Source organism: Mesorhizobium sp. M2A.F.Ca.ET.042.01.1.1 (genome assembly GCF_003997405.1).
Lineage (GTDB): Bacteria > Pseudomonadota > Alphaproteobacteria > Rhizobiales > Rhizobiaceae > Mesorhizobium.
On sequence record NZ_RZRX01000522.1, the window covers coordinates 1 to 1,666 of the forward strand.

Annotated in this window: 3 protein-coding genes; all 3 read right to left on the reverse strand. The window is 60.9% G+C overall.

Features of this window, described 5'->3' with window-relative positions; genetic code table 11:
* Positions 1-472 precede the first annotated feature (472 nt).
* On the reverse strand, positions 473-844 hold the full coding sequence (locus tag EOA23_RS34465) for a hypothetical protein (protein WP_127307295.1): 372 nt from the start codon (positions 842-844) through the stop codon (positions 473-475).
* Between the two features lie 2 nt (positions 845-846).
* Positions 847-1,161 carry a single-stranded DNA-binding protein gene (locus EOA23_RS34470; protein WP_127307296.1) on the reverse strand — a complete coding sequence of 105 codons (315 nt, stop codon included), beginning with the start codon at positions 1,159-1,161 and terminating at the stop codon, positions 847-849.
* A 55-nt stretch (positions 1,162-1,216) separates the two neighbouring features.
* Positions 1,217-1,666: hypothetical protein (locus EOA23_RS36170; protein ID WP_210212523.1), on the reverse strand; the 450-nt coding region annotated here is incomplete at its 5' end.

The following is a 1,666-nucleotide window of genomic DNA, read 5'->3' on the forward strand; positions in this document are numbered from 1 at the left end:
GGCAAGCCCTCTGCAAAGCGAGGTTAAGGTGGAGCTTGCCGACAATCGCGTCATCTGGCTGACGGCGGTGGACGCCAGTCGTACCTATTCCGACGCCTGGGTCGGCGCGCTGACGGAATTGAAAGGCGGCGCCGTCCTTCTGGCATCCCAAGGCGTCTATTGCACCCCGCACAAGTGAGCGCCGCGAACCGAGCCCGCGTTAGGCGCGGACGGCTTCTATAGAGCCGGAATCGCCAGCGGGCCATCATCTCCGGCCTCCGCCGTCCCTACGGCGCTATTGAGGGCGCGCTCCGGCTCTGGCTCTTTGGGCATGGGAATTGCGGAGACGCAAAAGAAGATCCCTCTATGGACCGGATTGCGCGTCAAAGAGGCCCGGTGCCGCTAGCGAGGTGATCACTGTAGGAAGGGGTTTCGACGGTGTGCAAGACAGACCGCGGAGCCGGGCCGAAACCAAAGCTTCGCAAGCAGACAATCATTGAAGCTGTACCGCTTGCCAGCCATCAGGTCCCCTGGAGAAGGCGACCACGCCGTCGCCTTCGTCTTTCCAGGAAGTGCGAAGCTTGTACTTCACGGTGCATTGCACGCCCGGTCCCACCGCATTCTTCGAGCACTCTCCCAGCCGCAGCGTCGCTTGACCGGTGTTCTTTGCTCGCCGGAAAGCTTCCAGAGCCTCGGCAGGCGATGGAATCTCAAGGCCGGCCGCGGCCAGCTTCGCACACAGCGCCGGCTCGGACGCAATCGCCGCGGAGAGCTGGTCATGTGTGGGATAAAGAGCGAGCGTGCCGCCTATGCCGACCAATGTTCCGGATGCCGCCGCCAAAATAAGCGCCCCCGCATTGAACATGATCACGGCTTCGGAAAAACATTGAAGGTGGAGGCGATTAAGTCCGTCGTATAGACCGTCTCACCGTTGCGTTTGAAGGAGTTGTTGCTGATGCGGCCTTCGACGAACACGACATCGCCGGGCTTGGCGTTCTCTGCCACCCATGCGGCTTGCTTCTCCTCCAATATCGTGACCTGGACCCAATCCGTGGCTTCCTTGGCATGGCCCTGTTCGTCGCGCCAATTGCGGTTGGTGGCAATGTTGACCCTCGTGCTTTTGTCGAAGGGCGCGACCGACCCCACATTGCCATGAATGGTGAACCTGTTGACGCTTTTCATCGGGGTAACTGCCTCTTTTCGTGTAACTAATTTAGCCAGTCGGGGTGACTCAAGCTTATGGTCTGCTAAGGTTGAACCAGGTGCGCTGCCGCAGCCCGTTCGCGTCGTCGTAATCGATGTAGTAAGGCTTCGCGCGGTGCGGGCGTTGAATGTTGTAATAGGTGGTCGTTTGATCGTTATGTGCTCCGCTGGAGACATGAGTAAGCTGGACCGGCACGGTGCGGTCGCCGATCTGGATGGTCCCCGTCAGGCTTCCATCAACCTGACCATGCCGCCCTCCAAAGCTGACAAGCTGACCGAGATCGCCGGCCGCGATTCGGCACATGCTGGCTTGACCCTGTCCCGGCCGGTCGCCGGCCGGAGCGTAAGGCGTCCATCCCTGCGGGCAGGCCTCGTACGGGTCGTAACCGGCCCCGGAAGAATTGGCCTGCGGACAAGTTGGCCACGAAAACCCGGGCAAACCCATGGCGTCAATCAGCCGATCTATCGGCGGATGACAGGAGGG